Origin of the sequence: Hwangdonia seohaensis, assembly GCF_031932625.1 — a bacterium.
In the GTDB taxonomy this organism is placed as follows: domain Bacteria; phylum Bacteroidota; class Bacteroidia; order Flavobacteriales; family Flavobacteriaceae; genus Hwangdonia; species Hwangdonia seohaensis.
In genome coordinates this window covers 236,358-254,767 of the sequence record NZ_JAVSCK010000004.1, presented here as the reverse complement: position 1 = coordinate 254,767, position 18,410 = coordinate 236,358, and the positions used below count along the sequence as shown (strand labels likewise).

Annotated in this window: 20 protein-coding genes; 12 read left to right on the top strand and 8 right to left on the bottom strand. The window is 35.7% G+C overall.

Annotated elements, in window-relative coordinates; all coding sequences use genetic code 11:
- Positions 1-164: 164 nt before the first annotated feature.
- Positions 165-884: an RDD family protein gene (locus RNZ47_RS13950; RefSeq protein WP_311941421.1), complete on the bottom strand. Its 720-nt coding sequence runs from the start codon at positions 882-884 to the stop codon at positions 165-167.
- A gap of 24 nt (positions 885-908) precedes the next feature.
- On the opposite strand from RNZ47_RS13950, the gene RNZ47_RS13945 reads away from it, so the two are divergent.
- The 7 genes from RNZ47_RS13945 to RNZ47_RS13915 all read left to right on the top strand — a co-directional run bounded on the left by RNZ47_RS13945 (position 909) and on the right by RNZ47_RS13915 (position 8,376).
- Positions 909-1,898, top strand: a complete 990-nt coding sequence (locus RNZ47_RS13945; protein ID WP_311941418.1) for a stage II sporulation protein M — start codon at positions 909-911, stop codon at positions 1,896-1,898.
- Entirely contained in the window at positions 1,895-2,620 is a 726-nt protein-coding gene (locus tag RNZ47_RS13940) for a hypothetical protein (protein ID WP_311941415.1), read from the top strand. The genes RNZ47_RS13945 and RNZ47_RS13940 overlap by 4 nt, the downstream gene beginning before the upstream one ends.
- A 91-nt stretch (positions 2,621-2,711) precedes the next feature.
- Positions 2,712-3,917, top strand: a complete 1,206-nt coding sequence (locus RNZ47_RS13935; RefSeq protein WP_311941410.1) for a DUF4350 domain-containing protein — start codon at positions 2,712-2,714, stop codon at positions 3,915-3,917.
- A gap of 41 nt (positions 3,918-3,958) precedes the next feature.
- A complete protein-coding gene (locus tag RNZ47_RS13930; protein ID WP_311941920.1) occupies positions 3,959-4,990 on the top strand; it encodes an AAA family ATPase in 1,032 nt (343 codons plus the stop codon).
- 88 nt (positions 4,991-5,078) lie between these two features.
- Complete coding sequence (locus RNZ47_RS13925; protein WP_311941406.1) at positions 5,079-6,410, top strand: DUF58 domain-containing protein; 1,332 nt, start codon at positions 5,079-5,081, stop codon at positions 6,408-6,410.
- A gap of 301 nt (positions 6,411-6,711) precedes the next feature.
- A complete protein-coding gene (locus tag RNZ47_RS13920; RefSeq protein WP_311941404.1) occupies positions 6,712-7,134 on the top strand; it encodes a DUF2141 domain-containing protein in 423 nt (140 codons plus the stop codon).
- 297 nt (positions 7,135-7,431) lie between these two features.
- Positions 7,432-8,376, top strand: coding sequence for a LysR substrate-binding domain-containing protein (locus RNZ47_RS13915; RefSeq protein ID WP_311941400.1), 945 nt, complete (start codon positions 7,432-7,434; stop codon positions 8,374-8,376).
- A gap of 33 nt (positions 8,377-8,409) precedes the next feature.
- Here the strand turns inward: RNZ47_RS13915 and RNZ47_RS13910 are convergent, their stop codons facing one another.
- The 3 genes from RNZ47_RS13910 to RNZ47_RS13900 form a co-directional block, all read right to left on the bottom strand.
- Entirely contained in the window at positions 8,410-8,607 is a 198-nt protein-coding gene (locus RNZ47_RS13910) for a hypothetical protein (protein ID WP_311941398.1), read from the bottom strand.
- Positions 8,608-8,732: 125 nt separating this feature from the next.
- Positions 8,733-9,533, bottom strand: a complete 801-nt coding sequence (locus tag RNZ47_RS13905) for a TIGR00266 family protein (protein WP_311941396.1) — start codon at positions 9,531-9,533, stop codon at positions 8,733-8,735.
- A gap of 201 nt (positions 9,534-9,734) precedes the next feature.
- Positions 9,735-10,190, bottom strand: a complete 456-nt coding sequence (locus RNZ47_RS13900) for a DUF4442 domain-containing protein (RefSeq protein WP_311941917.1) — start codon at positions 10,188-10,190, stop codon at positions 9,735-9,737.
- 143 nt (positions 10,191-10,333) lie between these two features.
- Here RNZ47_RS13900 and RNZ47_RS13895 point away from each other — a divergent pair, with 143 nt between their 5' ends.
- From RNZ47_RS13895 to RNZ47_RS13880, 4 genes are all read left to right on the top strand, one after another.
- A complete protein-coding gene (locus RNZ47_RS13895; RefSeq protein WP_311941393.1) occupies positions 10,334-10,780 on the top strand; it encodes a DUF4870 domain-containing protein in 447 nt (148 codons plus the stop codon).
- A 240-nt stretch (positions 10,781-11,020) separates the two neighbouring features.
- Positions 11,021-11,362: a PadR family transcriptional regulator gene (locus tag RNZ47_RS13890; protein WP_311941389.1), complete on the top strand. Its 342-nt coding sequence runs from the start codon at positions 11,021-11,023 to the stop codon at positions 11,360-11,362.
- Positions 11,359-13,200 (top strand): PspC domain-containing protein, encoded by a 1,842-nt coding sequence (locus RNZ47_RS13885; RefSeq protein ID WP_311941386.1) that lies wholly within the window; start codon positions 11,359-11,361, stop codon positions 13,198-13,200. The genes RNZ47_RS13890 and RNZ47_RS13885 overlap by 4 nt, the downstream gene beginning before the upstream one ends.
- Positions 13,201-13,309: 109 nt before the next feature.
- Positions 13,310-14,038, top strand: a complete 729-nt coding sequence (locus RNZ47_RS13880) for a head GIN domain-containing protein (protein WP_311941382.1) — start codon at positions 13,310-13,312, stop codon at positions 14,036-14,038.
- Between the two features lie 84 nt (positions 14,039-14,122).
- Here the strand turns inward: RNZ47_RS13880 and RNZ47_RS13875 are convergent, their stop codons facing one another.
- From RNZ47_RS13875 to RNZ47_RS13865, 3 genes are all read right to left on the bottom strand, one after another.
- Positions 14,123-14,704, bottom strand: a complete 582-nt coding sequence (locus RNZ47_RS13875; RefSeq protein WP_311941380.1) for a YceI family protein — start codon at positions 14,702-14,704, stop codon at positions 14,123-14,125.
- 103 nt (positions 14,705-14,807) lie between these two features.
- Positions 14,808-16,073, bottom strand: coding sequence for a hypothetical protein (locus RNZ47_RS13870; RefSeq protein WP_311941377.1), 1,266 nt, complete (start codon positions 16,071-16,073; stop codon positions 14,808-14,810).
- Positions 16,074-16,105: 32 nt separating this feature from the next.
- Positions 16,106-16,687, bottom strand: a complete 582-nt coding sequence (locus tag RNZ47_RS13865; protein WP_311941374.1) for a YceI family protein — start codon at positions 16,685-16,687, stop codon at positions 16,106-16,108.
- A gap of 301 nt (positions 16,688-16,988) precedes the next feature.
- Here RNZ47_RS13865 and RNZ47_RS13860 point away from each other — a divergent pair, with 301 nt between their 5' ends.
- A complete protein-coding gene (locus RNZ47_RS13860; RefSeq protein WP_311941371.1) occupies positions 16,989-17,825 on the top strand; it encodes a GIN domain-containing protein in 837 nt (278 codons plus the stop codon).
- An 86-nt stretch (positions 17,826-17,911) separates the two neighbouring features.
- Here RNZ47_RS13860 and RNZ47_RS13855 read toward each other — a convergent pair whose 3' ends face one another.
- Positions 17,912-18,223: a hypothetical protein gene (locus tag RNZ47_RS13855; RefSeq protein ID WP_311941368.1), complete on the bottom strand. Its 312-nt coding sequence runs from the start codon at positions 18,221-18,223 to the stop codon at positions 17,912-17,914.
- Between the last annotated feature and the right edge of the window lie 187 nt (positions 18,224-18,410).

Sequence of the window (18,410 nt, the reverse complement as noted above, 5' to 3'; positions counted from 1 at the left end):
TAAAAAGACCCTTCGACTCGCTCAGGGTAAGCGATTCGCACACTTTTTCCGAAAAGGAAAAAGTGGCTCTCTGAACCATACTCTTCCTTTTAAAAAGACCCTTCGACTCGCTCAGGGTAAGCGATTCGCACACTTTTTCCGAAAAGGAAAAAGTGGCTCTCTGCTTACATATCTTGTGTGTAATAATTATAATCTTTTAAAATAACATCAATAAACTCGATATCTGTTTTTTGCTTTACGGTTTTAATCCCAACCACTTCAACTAATTTATTCCTCAACTTTATTAAGGTTTGATAATCTTTTGAGGTCCTCGCCACGGTAAAGGTATCCTTTATAATACGGGCATCGTTGTCGGATAGTTTAATAACATTGGGATAGGTTGGTTTGTAATCTGCTTTTAAGTTTTCTAGAATGGTATGGCTGATGTTTACTTTATCCTTTAAAGCGATAACGGCCGTTCCTGCTGCCATATCGCCCAATCGCTGTTGTTTTTTGCTAAACATGATTACGAAAAAACCGAGGCCGAAAATATAGACATCTACAATTCTGAAAAACCATCGTACCACATAATCGGCTAAGGACGCTTGGTATCCATCAATTTTTACAACCTTTATTTTTAAGGCGCGTTTGCCAATAGTTTGCCCTTCTAAAAGCGATTCTAAAGCCAAGGTGTAAAACATAACCGGAAAACTCAACACCGTATTAATGGCAATTTGAGACCATTCATCCATGTTTTCAAAAGCACCGAAGGTCCAATTTAAAACCAACAAATACCCAACTTTTATGGCGGTATCTATGATAAATGCTAATAAACGTTCGCCTGCACCTGCGGCAGTGAATTTTATTTTTACATTTTGGGTCGTGTTAATTTGTAACTCTGACATTTTATATTTTAATTTATCAAATATATGAGGGAAGTTTCATTCATCAAACAAAATAAGGAAAAATGGTTGAGTTTCGAGCAGGCTATTTTTAATAATGACTTTAAAGACCCCGACGAACTCGCCTCGCAATACATCCATTTAATTAACGATTTGGCTTATGCACAAACCTATTACCCTAAAAGTAAGGTGATTGTGTATTTAAACCAGTTGGCAGCCAAGGCATTCCAAAAAATTTACAAAACCAAACGCGAAAACACCAACAGATTTGTCGAGTTTTGGAAAACCGAAGTGCCATTAATTTGTTATCAATATCGAAAATTTATTTATATCGCTTTTATCATTTTTTTCACCTTTACGTTTATTGGTGTGATTTCGGCCGCCAACGATGGCGAATTTGTCCGTTCCATATTAGGCGATAATTATGTAAACATGTCGTTGGAAAATATTGAAGCTGGCGACCCTGTTGCGGTTTATAAAAGCGGCAGCAATTGGGGTAGTTTTATTGGCATTACCATTAACAATCTGCGGGTGGGCATTATTGCTTTTATCTTAGGGGTTTTTGGTGGCGTTGGCACACTTTATATTATGTTTAAAAACTGTATTATGCTGGGTTCTTTCCAGTATTTCTTTTATGAAAAGGGCGTGTTTTGGGAAAGCGTTCGTGGGATTTGGATTCATGGTTCTATGGAAATTTTTGCCATTGTTATCGAGTGTGCCGCAGGATTGATTCTCGGTGCCAGTATTTTATTTCCGGGTACGCATTCCAGATATACCTCGTTTAAACACGGTGCAAAAATTGGCGTGAAAATTTTAATAAGCACCTTTCCGTTTACCTTTTTTGCCGGTTTTTTAGAAGGATTTGTAACGCGCTATTCCAATATTATGCCGCATTGGTTATCGGTTGGCATTATTATAATTACCCTCGGCATAATCAGTTTTTACTACTTAATTTACCCGTTTAAGGTGCAAAGGGAAATCACGCGTGTACCACTTTTAAAACCTTCGTTTGCTTGAAAATAAATCGATTATATATTATCATTTTCTTGCTTTTGAGTGTTACAAGTTCTCAAAGTGTTTTTGGGGTTTCCACGGTTCAAGAACCGGAGTACATTCGAAAATTCGACGACGATTTCAAAGCACGCTATTCCAGCAGAAAATACAATTACGAAGGCAGGGAAATTGTAAACCAAACACCAAGTGGTTCGGGTAAATATGAAGATTATAAAAACGGCAAACCAACACAAAAAGATGAGAATAACGCCGATGGTTTCAGCATCAACCTTGGCCCTTTTGCTTGGTTGTTTTATTTGGCATTAGCTGTTGCCGTAATCTATTTGGTTTATGTTTTGCTTAACGAAGGTGGCACCGGTTTGTTTTCTACAAAACAAAACAGAAAACTTACCCATTACGAAGATATTACTGCCGAAAATATTGAAAACGCAGATATTGACACCCTCATCTTAAATGCTGAAAAAGACCATGATTTTAGGCTGGCCATCAGGTATTATTATTTGCTCGTTTTAAAAACATTGAGCATAAAAAACCATATAAAATTTGAAGACGACAAAACCAATGCTGAGTATTTGAATGAAATAAGCGAAAAACCATTCAGTAAAAAATTTGCTTACGCCTCGTATTTGTACAATTATATTTGGTATGGCGAATTCCCTTTGAATACTGATGAATACAACAAAGCAAAGCATAATTTTACAACGCTTTTAAATCAGTTTAAATAATGAAATATTAATATCTTAAAGTTAATTCTTAAAAATAAATGACCCCGTTAATATTACATCAGTCCAATAAAAAAACAGCAGAAACTATCTGATGAAAAAAACCTTTCCCATACTTTTCATTATCGCCGCTTTAATAATTACGGCTGCTATTGCTTTTGGTATCAAATCGACCAAAACGGTGGATTGGGAAGAATCATTTAACGAAAAAAGCAACAAACCCTACGGTGTTAGCATATTTTACAAAGAATTACCTAAACTTTTTAAAAACCATAAAGTTAGAACGGTTTACCACCAACCGGCGAGTTATTTGCAAGCACATTCCGAAGATAGCTTTGGCGATCATATCGCCGAAGGCAGCTTTATTATCATCGGGAATTCGGATTATATAGAAGACGATTCTATTGATGAATTATTGCATTTTGTCGATTCGGGCAACACCCTTTTTATATCGGATTATTACTTTGCCCAAAAAATTCACGACACCTTAAATATTGATATCGATTATATTGAAAACACGAAAGACAGCATATCGTATCAATCTTTAAAGTATTTTAATTTGAATGATATTGCTATCGACAGAAATGAAGGCGACAATTATTTTTCAAAAATCGACACTGTAAATCACACCGTTTTAGGGCATTCTAAAATTGATTACAAACACGTAAACTTTATCCGTGCGCCTTTTGGAAAAGGCAATATATACCTGCATTTAGAACCCAAAGCGTTCACCAATTACAATCTTTTAAAAGAAGACCGATACAAATATGCCGAAGGCATTATTTCCTATTTACCGGAAAATGATGTGTATTTTGACTCGTACACCAAAATACAAACGGGATATGATGGCAATGTGGAAAAAGAATCAAATCTCAGTTGGTTTTTAGAGCAATTATCCTTTAAATGGGCGTGGTACACCACTTTAATCTTTGGGCTTTTGTTTATGATTTTTAACGCCAAACGGAGACAGCGCATCATTAAAATTATTAAACCTTTACAAAATACAACTGTTGCTTTTGTTAAAACGATTTCTAATTTATACTTTGAAACCCAAGATCATAAAAACCTAATTGACAAAAAAATAACGTATTTTTTGGAGCGCATCCGTACCGATTTTAATATGGACACTGCTGTTTTAAACGAAGAGTTTATAGTAAAATTAGTCTCGAAAACAGGAAAGAAAAAAGAAGACGTTAAAAAACTAATCGATTATATCAATTGGTTGCGCACAAAAAACGAGTTTTTTGAAGACAACTTAATACAACTCAACAAGCTTATTGAAGCTTTTTATTTAAAATAATTATGGACGAAAACAAAGACCCAAAGGACCATCAGGATGTTATGCCCAAACCTGAAAGCACAGTATCATCAATAGACGATAGTGTTTTGGAAGACAGTAACGATTTACAATTTAAAAACCGATTGGATTTAACCGCGCTTCAAAGCAGTGTTGAAAAAATAAGGCAAGAAGTTGGTAAAGTCATCGTTGGGCAAAAAGATATGGTAGATATGTTAATCGCCTCGCTTTTGGCCAAAGGGCATTCGCTTATCGAAGGCGTTCCAGGTGTTGCCAAAACCATTACTGCAAAACTATTGGCAAAATCGTTTAGTGTCGGTTTTAGTCGCATTCAATTCACACCCGATTTAATGCCAAGTGACATTTTGGGCACCTCGGTTTTCAATTTAAAAGATTCCGAATTCGAATTTAAAAAAGGCCCTATTTTTTCAAATATGATTTTAATTGACGAAATTAACAGAGCACCGGCAAAAACCCAAGCGGCCTTATTTGAGGTGATGGAAGAACAACAAATAACCATTGACGGTAACAAGTATAAATTAGATGCGCCATTTATGGTTCTGGCAACACAAAACCCCATAGAACAAGAAGGCACATACCGATTGCCCGAAGCGCAATTAGACCGTTTTTTGTTTAAAATTGATGTGGATTACCCAAATTTAGATGAAGAAATTGAAATCCTTTCGAGAGAACACCAATTAAGAGACACCGAGAAAACCGATACCGTTTCCTCCTTTTTAACAGCCAAACAAATTACGGAGTATCAACATGTAGTTACCCAAATTTTGGTTGAAGAACATTTGCTAAAATACATCGCGGAACTTATTGTCGCCACACGTAACAATCGGTTTTTATATTTGGGCGCATCGCCACGGGCATCCATTGCCATACTAAAATCCAGTAAAGCATTTGCAGCCATGAGCGGTCGCGATTTTGTGACACCAGAAGATATTAAACGCGCCGCCATCCCCGTGCTTCACCACCGGGTTATTGTAACACCCGAACGCGAAATGGAAGGCGTATCGAGCAAACAAATTATTAAACAAATTATTGAAACTGTTGAGATACCGCGGTAATTAGTTGGCATTACACATTCAACAGTTTTCAGCCATAGTTCGCACCAACTTCTAACTTCTAACTTCTAACTTCTAACTTCTAACAAAATTGAAACTCTTTAAACCACTCTACATACAACCCCGATTCTTTTACGCAGGCATTGGCATTGTGGTATTGTTTGGTTTAAGTTATTTTGTGCCGTTGTTATTTAACATCGCACAGCTCTCCATTTTAGTGCTTGCTTTACTTTTTGTTTTAGATTTTCTCATTGTTTTTATTGGAAAAAATAAAATCGAAGCCCGCAGGATTTTACCCGATAAATTTTCAAACGGCGATAAAAACATTATCGATTTAAACATCAACAACAACTATCCGTTTTCCATTTATTTGGAAATTATTGACGAAATCCCCGAGCAATTTCAAGTGCGGGATTTTAAAATAAAAGACGCGATTGCCCCCAGAAAAACAAAATCAATTCAATATCATTTAAAACCAACGGAGCGAGGCGAATATCATTTTGGTGATTTAAACGTTTATGCCTCTTCTGCTTTAAAATTGGTATCAAAACGCTTTACTTTTAACCACGGTGCCATGGTGCCAACATATCCAAGTTTTAAACAATTAAAAAAGTTCGAGCTTTTAAATATCAATCAAAACGCACTCGAATACGGCCTTAAAAAAGTCCGCCGACTGGGGCACACCATGGAATTCGAACAAATAAAGGATTACGTTTTGGGCGACGATCTGCGCACCATAAATTGGAAAGCAACGGCAAAACGCAACCAGTTGATGGTCAATCAATTTCAAGACGAAAAATCGCAACCCATCTATTCCATCATCGATAAAGGCCGTGTTATGAAAATGCCTTTTAACGGCTTAAGCCTTTTAGATTACGCCATTAACGCCACCTTGGTTATCAGCAATGTGGTTCTAAAAAAACACGATAAAGCCGGCATGCTGTCGTTCTCCAAAAAGATTGAAAACATCGTGGTTGCCCAAAGAAGAAGTTCTCAAATGCAGCTTATTTTAGAATCGCTTTACAACGTAAAAACAGATTTTCACGAAAGCGATTTTAGCAGACTTTACGGCAATATCAAAAGGCACATTACCCAACGAAGCCTTATTTTAATGTACACCAATTTTGAAACCCTCGACGGCTTAAACCGCCAACTGCCCTACTTAAAAGCCATTGCCAAAAGCCATTTATTGGTGGTTATTTTCTTTAAAAACACCGAGTTAAACAGTTTAATTACCCAAAAAGCCGAAACCGTACAGCAAATTTACGACAAGGTGATTGCCGAGAAATTCGATTTCGAAAAACGTTTAATCGTCAACGAACTCAAAAAATACGGCATCTATTCCATACTAACCACACCCGAAAACCTCACCATCGATACCATTAACAAATATCTGGAAATTAAGGCAAGAGGACTGCTGTAAATTCGGGCGTTACCCCGTTGGTCGCTGAGGCTCCCGAAGCGGGGTCGGGCTTTCCAATACAATCTTTTTTTCGTGTCTCAAAAAAGGATTTCCATTTCAATCCCTAACGCACCTGTTTGCCAAAGCTGTTGCAAACTCACAACTTCTACCCCTTACCGTTCGCCAGACTCCTGTCTTCTGTCTTCTGTCTTCAAGCAAAAAACAATTCATCATAAAAAATCTACAGTTGGGTAACAACAATTGTTAAAACCTGCTTTACAATTGGATATTTGAAGTGTTAAACCATTAAAACCATAAAATCATGAAGGCATTATCACTCATCATCACCTTACTGTTAACTGTTACATTAACACAAGCCCAAGACAATCAAGAAGGAAAAGACATTACCGTAACCATTGAAAATATTAAAAACAACAAGGGCAATGTGCTGCTATCGCTTCACACAGAAAACACGTTTATGAAAGGAAAAGGCATTAAAAGCGAACAAAGCAAAATTGTAGACGGAAAAATAACCGTGACTTTTAAAAATGTAGAACCTGGCACTTATGCTGTTATGGCGTTGCACGACGAGAACGAAAACAACCAAATGGATTTTGAAGATAACGGTATGCCTAAAGAATCGTACGGCATGTCAAACAACCCAGCAAGTTATGGTCCGCCACAGTTTGCATCGGCTAAGTTTGAATTAAAATCGGAAGATTTAGGTATAAATATTATGTTTTAATGGCCACAAAAACAAAGCGACTTACCTAGGCTACAACCCCTAAGTAAGTCGCTTAAAAACTAACTAAACTAAACTATATCGTTAAACCGAGCTTTCTTCATTCTAACTGCTTTTCTCGCTCGGTCAAAAAATCAAATCAATAATTCAATAACTTGTATGTTAACCAATTAAACCAAATCCGCTGTTTGGTATTTGCATATTGATCTTTTATTCACCACAAATTTAACTCATAATTATCAGGCTATTTAATAAATATTATTGATAGTTTTTATATTTTTATAGTCTAAATTGATACTTATGACGATTACTCAATTATACTACGTTTTGGCAGTAGCCGAAAATCAAAATTTTACAAAAGCCGCCGAAAAATGTTTTGTTACCCAACCCACTTTGAGCATGCAAATCCAAAAGCTCGAAGAACAGCTTGATGTGCAAATATTCGACCGAAGCAAAAAGCCAATTGAGCTTACCGATATCGGTAAAAAAATTGTGAAACAAGCTAGAAATATCGTTAACGAATCGTATAGAATACAAGATATCGTAGATCAGCAAAAAGGTTTTATTGGCGGTGAGTTTAAGCTGGGAATCATTCCAACCATAATGCCTACGTTGTTACCCATGTTTTTAAAAGCTTTTATAAAAAAGCATCCCAAAGTAAAGCTTAAAATAGAAGAATTAACCACCGAAGAAATTATAGAGCGCATCACCGATGGGCATTTGGATGCCGCTATTGCCGCTACACCCCTTGAAAACGAAACCATTAAAGAACGCGTACTTTATTTTGAACCTTTTGTAAGCTACATTCCCAAAAGCCATCGTTTGCATTCCAATAAAAAAATCAAGGTATCCGATTTGGATATAAGCGATATGCTGCTCCTTGAAGATGGACATTGTTTTAGAGATGGCGTAATTAACCTTTGTAAGGCATTTAAAAACCAAACCAACGACCAGTTTCAATTGGAAAGCGGTAGTATTGAAACGCTTATAAAACTATCGAACGAAGGTTTGGGCATGACGCTTCTACCCTATTTACACACGCTGGATATAAGGGAAAACGAAAAAGAAAACCTGCACCATTTTACCGAGCCTACACCTGCGCGGGAAGTGAGTTTAATATACCACAAAAACGAATTGAAAATACAGATTGTTGAAGCGTTGCAAGATACCATTTCGGGAATTATTCGTGGGGCAATTGCTTTTCAGGATGTAGAGATAATTAGTCCGCTCGCTTCAAATAAATAAAACTAAAAAAGCGACCAAAAGGTCGCTTTTTTTTTATGCTTTTAAATAGATTAAACATTGATTTAATTCTGGGTTCTGCTGCACAAGGGATTGAATAAAAATTTTAAGCTCTTCAATCTCATAGGGTAACAATCTGTTAACTGCCTTTTGTACTTCTCTGCAAAACAACGTTGTATCAAAACTAACTTTATTAAGTACAGTTTTAGTATACTCTAGCATTGCTCTTGCCATAATTACTATTAGGATTATTGGTTTAAATTATAAGTAGATTTGTGTATAGGCTTTCTATATTTTATTAAACACCTAAAGTTAATAAAAAATTGCATTGTTTCTTTAAATTAAACAAAGTTTAACACTTAAAATCTATTATCACCATCCAATAAATCGCCTAACCCACCAAGTATACTGCCTTCGCCTTTATCTTTGCCGCCACCTTTTGGAGCGGATGCCAAAACACGACCTGCCAATCGGCTAAATGGTAAGGATTGCACATAAACGGTTCCGGGACCTTGAAGCCTTGCAAAAAACAAACCTTCGCCGCCAAATATGGTGTTTTTAATGCCTCCAACAAACTCAACATCGTAATCCACAGTTTGGTCGAAACCTATAATACAGCCGGTATCAACACGTAATGTTTCGCCTGCTGCCAACTCTTTCATGGCCATGGTGCCACCAGCGTGCACAAACGCCATACCATCACCTTCTAGTTTTTGCATAATAAAACCTTCGCCACCAAACAAACCGCGACCCAGTTTTTTTGAAAACTCAATACCTACACTTACCCCTTTTGCGGCACATAAAAAGGCATCTTTTTGGCATATAAACTTGCCATTGAATCGGGTTAAATCTATTGGGATTATTTTTCCCGGATAGGGCGATGCAAAAGAGACATTTCGTTTGCCTACCAAATCGTTATAAAAAACCGTCATAAATAAGCTTTCGCCTGTTAGTATACGTTTTCCGGCGCCTAGAATTTTACCCAAAAAACCAGAATCTTTTTCTGAGCCATCGCCAAAAATGGTTTCCATTTTAATGCCATCGTCCATCATCATAAAGCTTCCGGCTTCGGCAACAACGCCTTCTTGCGGGTCGAGTTCTATTTCTACGTATTGCATTTCTTCGCCGTAGATGCGGTAGTCAATTTCATGTGCTGTCATAATATTGTATGTTGTTAAGTTGTTTGCTATTTAGTATTTTATATGTTGATTTGTTTTGCGTTTTGTTACAATGTTTCAAAAAAATTACAATTTCCAACGGGTGTTAAATTTATTTCACAGAGTTTCACGGAGTTTACACAGAGGCAAAGCTCAACGTGGCTCACTGCCGACTGCGACTGCGACTAAAATTGCGACTGAAAACTAACTTTTCACTTTTACACTCCACTCGAAATTAAAGGTTGACACCACAACGCCATCTGCATTGGTGCCCACAGATTTCATCCAAATGGTTTGCCCTTCACCGGTTTCAATGGTTCTTTGCAAGGCTTTATCTATTAACTCGCCATCGTTACAAACAAAGGTTATCCGGCCTGTTGCCTTTTTGGTAAATGTGGCGTTATTGCTGGTTACCAGCATTGAAATTTTTTTACCGCTTTCTGCAATTTTTGCCATAACAATAGCGCCGGTTGTAAGTTCGGCAGCCATACCTTGCACCGCCCAAAACAGTGATTTGAATGGGTTTTGATTAATCCATTTATGTTTAACCGTTACCGTACAGGCTTCGTTGTTTATGTATTTTACGCGAACACCCATTAAGAATACCGCAGGCAGTTTAAATATATTGAATGTGTTTATTTTACTAGGTGTTAACTTCATTTTAAATTGAATTTCATCAAAATTATTGAAAATAATTGACATTTCAATTTGTTAAATTTTTGTTAAATTTTAGTACTATGCGTAACAAAGTACCTTCTTTTAGACATATATTTGCATAAGAAACTATTATACGTTTTACAATCATGATAGACAATCATCAAAAAAACATCGCCACTTTTATTCACTTATCGACCTTTAGCCGGTTTATTATACCGTTTGGAAACTTTATTGGCCCCATTGTATTATGGAGCGTAAACAAAGCTAAATCGGAGTTTATAGATGCCCATGGCAAGCAAGCTATAAATTTTCAGATGAGTATTTTACTGTACGCCATTATTTTAGGAACCTTGACCATTCCGTTTTTTATTTTCAAGATTTTTAGCGGTTTGGATTTTATAGATTTTAACGGGTTCCATAATTTTCATATAAACATTGGCAAGCCATCGCCTCTGCTTTATATAGGCGGCGCATTGGGTGCTTTGGCGGTAGTGGGTTTTATTTTAGAGCTGGTTTTTATTGTAATTGCCAGCTTAAAGGCACGCGATGGCGAACTGTACCAATATCCGTTAACCATTAACTTTTTAAAATAGCATTATGGCTGCGGACGGCGTACTGAAAATAACGGAGTGGCCCGTGTTAGGGATTGCAGAGGAAAGCCCGACCCCGCTTCGGGAGCCTCAGCGACCAACGGGGTAACGCCCAAATTCTCGGTACAATTCCGATAAAAAAAATAGGAATCAATCGAAGTGTCAAAATAAAAATTTCATCAATAACAATCATCGAATCAATCAAAAAATGAACAGTTTCACCATATTAAATCGCTTAAGAACATGAAGATAGAAAACACAAAAGCACAGATGCGTAAAGGCGTATTGGAATTCTGCATACTATCGGTCTTAAAGGACGACGATGCTTATGTAGCAGAAATTTTAAGCACCCTAAAAGATGCTAAGTTGCTAGTGGTTGAGGGCACCATTTACCCTTTGCTAACACGACTTAAAAACGCAGGTCTTTTAAATTACAGATGGGAGGAATCGACCTCTGGACCACCACGTAAATATTACGGATTAACCGAAACAGGGAAATTGTTTTTAAAGGAATTAAACACCACCTGGAGCGAATTGCACAATGCAGTAACAATAGTAACAAGCCAAAAAACAACAAAAAAATGAATAAAACAGTCAACATAAATTTAGCAGGTATATTTTTTCATATAGATGAGGATGCATACTTAAAATTGCAGCGCTATCTTGAGGCTATAAAACGTTCATTTACAGACTCTCAAGGACGCTCTGAAATTATAGCGGATATTGAGGCGCGTATTGCAGAACTTTTTAACGAGCGTGTACAAAACGATAAACAAGTTATACGTATTAAAGAGGTAGACGAAGTGATTACCATAATGGGGCAACCTGAAGATTATTTGGTAGACGACGAGATTTTTGAGGATGAGCCGCAAGCGACGCACAGAAGAAAAACAGCGCCATCTAAAAAATTATTTAGAGATACCGACAACTCGTATATTGGAGGGGTATCGTCCGGATTGGGGCACTACTTTGGCATTGATGCGTTATGGGTGCGTTTGGCTTGGATAATTTTAATTTTTGGAGCCGGAACCGGTATTCTGTTATACATTTTGCTTTGGATTTTGGTTCCGGAGGCTAAAACGACTTCGGAAAAAATAATGATGACCGGTGAGCCGGTTAACATTAGCAACATTGAAAAAAAAATAAAGGACGGCTTTGAAAACGTATCTGGCACAGTTACCGATGTGGCAAAAAACGTAACCGAATCTGTTTCCGGTGCGGCTAAAAACGTGAGCGATTCGGTAACCGATGCTGCAAAAAAAGTGGATTTCAGCAAACAGGGGAATAAAATAAAATCGTCTTCCCGAACTTTTTTTGATACCATTGGAGAAGTGATTATGTTTTTCTTAAAGGTTTTTGCGAAATTTATTGGTATTCTTTTAATTTTTATAAGTGCCGTAACCCTTATTGCCCTAATTGTAACATTGCTTTCTTTAGGTGTTGTAGATGTTATTCATTTACCAGGTCTTGACCTTGTAGAGATTGTAAACGCCGGAAATACACCCATATGGCTCGTATCGTTATTAACCTTTTTTACGGTTGGTATTCCGTTCTTTTTTCTGTTTTATTTAGGATTGAAAATTCTAATTAACAACTTAAAATCGATTGGAAGCATTGCAAAATTCACGTTGTTGGGGGTGTGGCTCATGTCTATTATCGGATTGGTGGTTATTGGTGTGCGACAAGCCAGCGAACATGCTTTTGATGAGCGTGTGGTTGAGAAAAAGGAGTTGCCCATTATGGCTACCGACACTTTAAATGTTAAAATGGTAAGCAACGATAATTACAACAATCGTTTTTACAGGAACCATAATAATTTTAAACTGGCGCATAACGAAAAAGGTGAAAAAGTTATTTATTCATCGGACATCAGGATTATAGTAAAATCTACCAACGATTCGTTAGCCACCATAAGTATTGACAAGAGTGCCGACGGGAGAAATTATGAAACCGCCATTGAACGTGCTAAAAACATCAATTACAATTATGCCTTAAAAAACAACAGCTTGCATTTAGACTCTTATTTAACAACGGATACTAAAAACAAATTCAGCGATCAGGAAGTGGTAATTATTCTTTATTTACCTGAAGGCACAATTGCCAACTTTAACACGAACACGAAATCGTTTTTAGACTATCACCGATATAACACCACCATTGTTACCTCAAAGGACACCAATCAGTATTTAAAAATTTTAGAAGATGATATTGAGTGTTTGGACTGCCCTGTTGAGGAAGATTACAAAATAGATGTGGACATCAAAGATGAAAACTCCAGCCTAAAAATAAACGAAAAAGGCCTAAAGGTAACCATTGATAGCTCTAGCGTAAAAATTGATAAAACCGGAATAAAAGCCAAAGACGACGATGTTAAGGTAAACATTGATGGCGATGGTATTTCCATAAAATCTAAAAACAACTAAAACAATTCATCATTAAAAAACTACAATTCAGAAATGTATATTTAAAAAAGCATAATGCTTTTTAGATATTTGAATCATCAAAAAGTAATTAATCAAAAAACGAACAACTATGACAACACTAACAAAAATTATCGTAGCTACTTTATTGAGCTTAACCCTGGTATCATGTAATTTTGATATTAACATGAACTCTGGCGTTCGTGGCAATGGTAATGTACAAATTGAAGAGCGGGCTATTAGCGAATCATTTTCAGCTATTAAAGCCACCGAAGGTTTAGATGTGTATTTAACACAAGCCGACCATGTGAGCTTAACGGTTGAAGCCGACGAAAATTTACACGAACTTATTTTAACCGAAGTGGTTGACGGTGTATTAAAAATTCACACCAAAGAGAACATTGGCAGATCTACGGCCAAAAAAGTAATGGTTAGTTTTAAGGATATTTCGGCAATCACCTCAACAAGTGGTAGCGATGTATACTCAACAAATACCATTAGCGCCAATCATTTAAAATTAAAATCGACCAGCGGTAGCGATATGAAATTAGATGTAAACACATCTATTTTGGAATGCAAATCTACTAGTGGCAGCGATTTAAAACTATCCGGTAAAACCGAAAAACTCATTGCCGAAGCAACCAGTGGCAGCGATATTAAAGCATCGAATTTAGTTGCCGAATCCAGTCAAGTTAAGGCAACAAGTGGTGCAGATATTTCAGTAAATACCGTAAAAGAACTTACCGCAAAAGCAACTAGCGGCGGCGATATAAAATATTATGGCAATCCGGAAAAAGTGAATAAAAACAAGAGCTCGTCCGGTAGCGTTAGAAAACAATAAACAATATTTACCAACCAAAAAAACCAACCAAAAAACCCCGAAATTAATTATTTCGGGGTTTTTATTTGGTGTTAAATTATTCACTTAATGTTCTTGAATTTTTAGTTGAAAATGAATTTGTATCCAGTCATCAACAACTATAAGTCCCAATGCTTTTTTAGGAGGCTCCAGGTTAAAATCGCAGATATTTACATCTAAAACCCCGGAAACGTTCATCGTTTTATCACCTTCAAATTTTAAGGGCAAATCATACGAATTTACTATACCCGCAATAGCTATATCTATATTGGCATGTACTATGTTGTTTTTTGAAAGATGACCTTCTATTTTTTTTAATTTGAGAGTTATGTTGGGGTGTTCATCAGAATTTAACAAGTTATAAAAGTCCTTATTCATACCTCTATTACCACAATCGAAACAAGAATTATTCAAAACAAGCTGGGTTTCCTTAAAAACCATTATACCATCTATAAGCTCAAATAAAACCGGAATTCGGCTTTCTAAATTCTGTACATCAAATTCGCAATCAAATTTATTTATATTAGTTTTTCCTTTTATAATCAGACTACTTTCGGGAGTTATATGTACAGCTGTTTCTTTTACGGTTTCAATATATGTAAACCCCAAAACAATTAGCATCAGAAAAAATAATAAAATCTTTTTCATCATATAGGCCTTTAACAAACAAGTCTCAATGTTAGTTATAAATTTAAAAAATTAAATTCAAACGTAAACACCGAGACTTGATATAATCTTTTAAAAAAACTATTTAGAAACTAATTACAGCCTCTGCCATAAATCCGTTAAACTTTCCTTCATCAAAAATACTGCTGGTATTGTATCCGTCGTGTTTTTGAGAAACATATTCAAGTTTCAATAAAATATTATTGGTCATAAACCAACCTGCGCCTAATTGGAATCTTGATATTTCAACATCATCTCCATTGGCTTCCTCGGCGTCAACCTTATTGTAACGTGTACCTAAATAAAAGTTTTCAGTAGCACCAAATCTATAAATAAGCTCACCTGCAAATTGTTTTGCTGTTCTTTCTTCTGCTTCAGAATCTGCTTTTCCTTTGGCAGTTTCAATAGTTCCGAAAAACTCTAAACCTTGGTACTTCAAGAATGGGTTAAACATAATAGCCGTAATTTTATTTCTTAAATTCGGGTTATAACGTCCAGATCTGAAATTACCTTTTGTTGAAGCATCTTCATCTTCCAACACTAAATAGTATCTAGAGCCTGCTCTATCTGCACTGTATAAGTACGATGTTCTTACAGCTCCTGTGTTGTATAACGATCCTGTTAATCTGAATCTGAAATCATCATTAAACTGCTTATCGTAACCTAATTTAGCTAAGAAAGAAGCTCCGCCAGTACCAGGATTGTCAACCGCTTGGTTTAGTTTACCATTGGTAAAACCAACCATTCCTAAAAATCCACTATCGCATTGGTAGTACAATTCGGCACCAACCTCAGTTGTAAATGCATCCATAATTAAGTTGCCCACAAACGGGTTGTAAATGGCTTGTGCGTTATCAGATCTTCTAAAATGAGCATCACCGTAGTTGTTTTCCATGTGCCCAACCTTAATGGTTGCATGCTTCATAAAATTACTTAAAAACCCTTCACTGATAAAATCCAGTTTATCTATTTGAAAATAACCGCCTTTTACATACGGTTCTGGGTGATGACGTGATGATAGGTATGTACGTAAATGCATTCTAACACCATCATATAATACAACGTCTAAATCTAAATTGGCGGTGGCTAAGTTAAAGTTGCCTCCTATTTCCTTTAAAGGAACAGCTCCTGAGTTTTCATGGCTCAAATCCTGATATTGAAGCGTTGATGAACCGCCTATTCTTACTTTTACACCATCAAAGGTTGTTATTGAGTCTTTTGGCGCCTCAAATACATTTAATCCGCTTTTATCGGGTTGCCTAAAATTATCAAGCTTTCTACTCTGAGCACTTATGCTAAACCCTGTTAGCACTAATGCTATAATTAATGTGTTTTTAAAAATTGTTTTCATACTTCTAAATTTTTGTTTTATTTATTGCTTTACTATTTTTTAAAAATTGATTTAAATTTTATGGTTATGTCGTCTCCTGTTGTTATGGTTCCGAGTAATGCTTTTGGAGGGTCTATATTAAAGTCTGTCATTTTTATACTTTTTTCTCCGTTCAGTTCTATTTTATTGCTATCGATTTCAATATCAAATTTTAAAGTAACCTTGTTGGTTTTTCCAGAGATTGTTAAGTTGCCCACAACCTCCACTTTAAATTTAGATTCTGAAATTTGGCTTAAAACCTTGGCAGTAGTTGCACTGAAAGTTATTTTTTTAAATTCGCTTGTGTTTAAGGCTTTATAGGTGTTTTTATCCATGGCCCTTTTTCCACTCTTTAAAGATTCTGCCATAATCTCAACATTCAGTTTATCAATTTCGCCAGTGTTTATATCTTTAAATGTGATGTGTCCTGTGTGTGATTCGGCTTTTATATCCCAATCATGTAAACTTGAAGTTCCGTGTACAATTACAGTAGATTGGCTGTTATCAAGTTTAAATTCCTGCCCAAAACATCTTTCGGTAGAAAAAGCCGTAAGTATAAATAATGTTATAATACTCGTTAAATTTAAAATTCTCATAATTTCTGTTTTTTTATTGCTTCATTTATTTATGCAAAGTTCTATTTAATAAGTCTGCTAAAACATGATTTTTATCATACATTAGATTAACCACATGCAATTTTGACATTTATTATATTATCTTTAATAACTACAGCGATATGCAGCCGTTTTTTCAATACAAACCCAAAGAATTTAGGTTTTAGCAAAACAGCTTTTAAGGTTTTAGGGCCGTTTTACAATATCTTTGTTAGTGACCGAGTGTATTAAGCTGTGTCTAATTGATAATTACAAGCCATTTAATAATTAATCCGTAAATAAAATGAACAAAACACTGCTCTCATTACTTTTTACATTTAGTATTTGTTTCGCAACCCAAGCCCAAAATACAGAGAAAGTGAAAGGCAACAGAAATGTAACCGTTTTACGAACACCTATAAATTCATTTCACAGTATTATTGTTGATGAGGATTTTGAAATTGAAATAATATTTAACAAAGAACCATCGGTTTTAGTTGAAACGGATGAAAACCTCCATGAGTTTATCACTTTTAATGTGCGCGATAGTGTCCTTACTTTTAATAAAACAAAAAGGATTACTTCGAAAAAACGATTGAATATAAAGGTGAATTACGATGGTGCTTTAAGGCATATTGAAACTCGTGAAAATGGCGAAATACTCTCGTTAGCCACAATGGATTTAAATAATGCCAGCCTTAAAACCATTGGAAGCTCTAAAGCTGGATTAACCATACAGTCCAACATTTTTAATATGGAAAGTCTAGACAAATCTAAGGTTAAACTTAATTTAACTGCGGATAGCACCCAAATTGTTTTAAATGGTTACAGTAAGTTGGAGGCTTTAATACAATCGCCTGTTTTAAAAGCCGATTTGTACCAACGCACCAATGCCACCATTGAAGGGGATTGTGATAATTTGTTGTTGAGAACGGATAACAACTCGCAGTTTAACGGCAAAAACTTTACGGTTACAAACTGTAGTCTTTCCTCTGAAACGTCGAGTGATGTTACGCTTGAGGTTACCGATAACATATCGGTTTCACTATCGGGTTCGAGTGCGCTTTATTTATATAACAACCCTAAAATAATTATAGAAAAGTTTGCCAATACCTCAAAAATTCAAAAAAGGGAAAAATAACGGTTGTTAAACTTTAAAAATAGAATCAAAAAAAACGCGATGTTTAAAATTTAAACATCGCGTTTTTCAATTTTATAATTTAATTTTTAGCTTACTTTTTTCTCCTTCATTGTTTCAACACGCATGGTATTAAGCCTTTCGTTATTGCGTTTCATTTCTTCAAGCAATTTAAGCTCGTGTTTAATTTCTTCGCGTCTTTTGTTTTGCTTTCTTAGTTTTTCATCTCTCATGGCTTGTTTTCTTTTTCTTTCTTCAAGCCTCATTTCTTCATTCATCAATTCTTTTTTTTCAGCTTTCTTTTGTTTGATCTTTGCCAATGCCACAGAACCATAAGTATACCCATATATACTTAAAAACAATAATGCTACTATTGATAATATTACGAAACCATTTTCCATAACGTTTTCTCTTAGGAAGTTTATAAATGCTATATTCAGTTTATTTCAAGTAAAAATATAAAAAAGCAACGGTGCCAAAAAATAAAAAAGGTAAAGTACCCAAAAAGAAGTTGAACGAATTATTAAATATAAAAAACCTTTGAAATGCAAAAATAGCACCAAAGGTTTTTTTATTTTAAGTAAGTTG

What these genes read in the sequence shown, in the direction of transcription:
- RNZ47_RS13875 (WP_311941380.1), bottom strand. Translation starts at nt 14,704, where the DNA reads ATGAAAAAGATTTTATTATTTTTTCTGATGCTAATTGTTTTGGGGTTT.
- RNZ47_RS13930 (WP_311941920.1), top strand. Translation starts at nt 3,959, where the DNA reads ATGCCCAAACCTGAAAGCACAGTATCATCAATAGACGATAGTGTTTTG.
- RNZ47_RS13905 (WP_311941396.1), bottom strand. Translation starts at nt 9,533, where the DNA reads ATGACAGCACATGAAATTGACTACCGCATCTACGGCGAAGAAATGCAA.
- RNZ47_RS13890 (WP_311941389.1), top strand. Translation starts at nt 11,021, where the DNA reads ATGAAGATAGAAAACACAAAAGCACAGATGCGTAAAGGCGTATTGGAA.
- RNZ47_RS13880 (WP_311941382.1), top strand. Translation starts at nt 13,310, where the DNA reads ATGACAACACTAACAAAAATTATCGTAGCTACTTTATTGAGCTTAACC.
- RNZ47_RS13945 (WP_311941418.1), top strand. Translation starts at nt 909, where the DNA reads ATGAGGGAAGTTTCATTCATCAAACAAAATAAGGAAAAATGGTTGAGT.
- RNZ47_RS13950 (WP_311941421.1), bottom strand. Translation starts at nt 884, where the DNA reads ATGTCAGAGTTACAAATTAACACGACCCAAAATGTAAAAATAAAATTC.
- RNZ47_RS13870 (WP_311941377.1), bottom strand. Translation starts at nt 16,073, where the DNA reads ATGAAAACAATTTTTAAAAACACATTAATTATAGCATTAGTGCTAACA.
- RNZ47_RS13895 (WP_311941393.1), top strand. Translation starts at nt 10,334, where the DNA reads ATGATAGACAATCATCAAAAAAACATCGCCACTTTTATTCACTTATCG.
- RNZ47_RS13910 (WP_311941398.1), bottom strand. Translation starts at nt 8,607, where the DNA reads ATGGCAAGAGCAATGCTAGAGTATACTAAAACTGTACTTAATAAAGTT.
- RNZ47_RS13855 (WP_311941368.1), bottom strand. Translation starts at nt 18,223, where the DNA reads ATGGAAAATGGTTTCGTAATATTATCAATAGTAGCATTATTGTTTTTA.
- RNZ47_RS13865 (WP_311941374.1), bottom strand. Translation starts at nt 16,687, where the DNA reads ATGAGAATTTTAAATTTAACGAGTATTATAACATTATTTATACTTACG.
- RNZ47_RS13900 (WP_311941917.1), bottom strand. Translation starts at nt 10,190, where the DNA reads ATGAAGTTAACACCTAGTAAAATAAACACATTCAATATATTTAAACTG.
- RNZ47_RS13860 (WP_311941371.1), top strand. Translation starts at nt 16,989, where the DNA reads ATGAACAAAACACTGCTCTCATTACTTTTTACATTTAGTATTTGTTTC.
- RNZ47_RS13915 (WP_311941400.1), top strand. Translation starts at nt 7,432, where the DNA reads ATGACGATTACTCAATTATACTACGTTTTGGCAGTAGCCGAAAATCAA.
- RNZ47_RS13885 (WP_311941386.1), top strand. Translation starts at nt 11,359, where the DNA reads ATGAATAAAACAGTCAACATAAATTTAGCAGGTATATTTTTTCATATA.
- RNZ47_RS13920 (WP_311941404.1), top strand. Translation starts at nt 6,712, where the DNA reads ATGAAGGCATTATCACTCATCATCACCTTACTGTTAACTGTTACATTA.
- RNZ47_RS13935 (WP_311941410.1), top strand. Translation starts at nt 2,712, where the DNA reads ATGAAAAAAACCTTTCCCATACTTTTCATTATCGCCGCTTTAATAATT.